This window comes from Mesorhizobium sp. M0437 (assembly GCF_040321335.1).
In the GTDB taxonomy this organism is placed as follows: domain Bacteria; phylum Pseudomonadota; class Alphaproteobacteria; order Rhizobiales; family Rhizobiaceae; genus Mesorhizobium.
In genome coordinates this window covers 1-1788 of the sequence record NZ_JAMYRK010000187.1, presented here as the reverse complement: position 1 = coordinate 1788, position 1788 = coordinate 1, and the positions used below count along the sequence as shown (strand labels likewise).

Below are 1788 nucleotides of genomic sequence, written 5' to 3'. Positions count from 1 at the left end.
AGCGATCCGCTCGTCCGGCGCGCGCTGGTCGCCGTCGCGCCAGCTCAGGGGACGAAAGGACCCTGCGGGATCCGAGGCTTGGTGATGGGGCCCAGCTGGCACGAAAGACGATGCCAGAACAGCGTCGTCTTCATTAGCTTTCCCAGGGGGGAGATACTCTGGCCAACTGTATTCCTCCTGCGGCCCGCTGCGCTGCGCAGCGGCGTCCCCCTTGCTCTCAAGACTTTGAAATTTAAATGGGTCCCCGGGAGCAACGTCTGGCGCTGACTGGCCGAGCCGCTTGATCTGCTGGTGAAACGTCCCAACGGGGCTTTCCTTAACCGCGTCTCGGGCCTGTCGGTCCATGAGTTCAAAGTTCGTAAGATTATTTGCCGTTCCGAATGTATTGTCACCCCTGAGGCGGGTTTGTAGTGCCTGCCGATTGACGACGAGGTTGTTGAGGTTCAGGTTATCTGGCTGCGATTGCAATCGCCCAACCAGCGCCCGCGTGCCGTCCACCACGTAGACTCCGCAATCCACCACGTTGCTCTGCTGGGCGATGCGGGATACGCCCACGCGGGTCTCCAGGCTGGCGCCCAGATTTTCTGCGAGCTCTTTTGCAAGCGTGTCATTGCATCCGTTGTAGGAGTCATAATGATAGGCAACCGGCCGTTCCCGGTCGCTGCGATCAACGAACAGCAGCGACCAATGGGTGCCGCGCTCCGCAAGAGTCTTACCGCCATCGCTCACTGGCACGAACAGGAAGTCGGCTGTGTCGTTACCGTTCTGATGGACGATGCGCTGGAATGCGCTTAGCATGACGCTCTCGGAGCCCAAGCGCAGATGATAATTGGCTACGAGGGGATCCACGAACCGCGTCCGGGCGGCGAGATCTGGATTGTTCCCCTGCAACTCCTGCTCCAGGAGTTGGTAATCCCTCTGGATATGTTCGTCGCCTAGCCATTCCAATGCGCCGAGCACCCGCCCGTCTTTAGCTTTCCCAGGGGGCCTCTCTGGCCGACCCAATGCCTCCTGCGTCCCGCTGCGCTGCGCAGCGGCGTCCCCAATGGCACGAGCCTCCATGCCGACTGCGTCTTCCGGACGAGCAGCAAGGGCAATTTCGCGCCCGGGTGCGAACTTCCGGAGATGAGCTAGTGCACTGATCCTCCGGTTACCACCGGAGTTCACATAGCGCTTGGCATCTTCATCCAGCGACCCCTCGTGAAGCCGATCCGCAATCCCCGGCTTTTTGTTTTCATGCAGGTATTCACTGAAACGTATAAGAGTAGATCCATAGACCTGAATGGTACCGCGATTCGGCCCGGTCGCAGGCGCTTCTTTGTACTCTTTGATGAGAGCCGCTGTGTAATCTCTGATGAGCGCGGCGTCGGCAGGGTAGGGATTCCGGACAGGGCGGTCGACCACTGGCGCTCCGCCCGCCAACGTCTTGAGACGACCCAGTGCTCTAGCCACGATCGAGGGGCCACCCCTGCTCTCGTACTCCGAGGGGCCACCCCTGCTCTCGTACTCCTTGCGATCCTGATCCAGCGACGATTCGTCAAGCCGAGCAGCAAATCCCGGCCTGTTATTGTCAAAGAGCCAACGACCAAAGCCGAGAAGAGAATTTACATGGCGCTTGACCGTGCTCTCCTTGACCTTACCCGCGTAAGCTGACCTCAGCCCTTCGACAACGGTCGCATCGTTGGAATAGAGGGGACCCTTGTCGCGACCGGAGACCCCTATTGGAGGATCTGGCTGCACCGCCGGCGGCACAGAACGAGCATGGTCACGCAACTCGGACGGTGCGGG

At 60.2% G+C, this 1788-nt stretch carries 1 protein-coding gene; it reads right to left on the bottom strand.

Annotated elements, in window-relative coordinates:
- Positions 1-1404: Ulp1 family isopeptidase (locus NKI72_RS34820; protein WP_352852220.1), on the bottom strand; the 1404-nt coding region annotated here is incomplete at its 3' end.
- Positions 1405-1788: the final 384 nt, after the last annotated feature.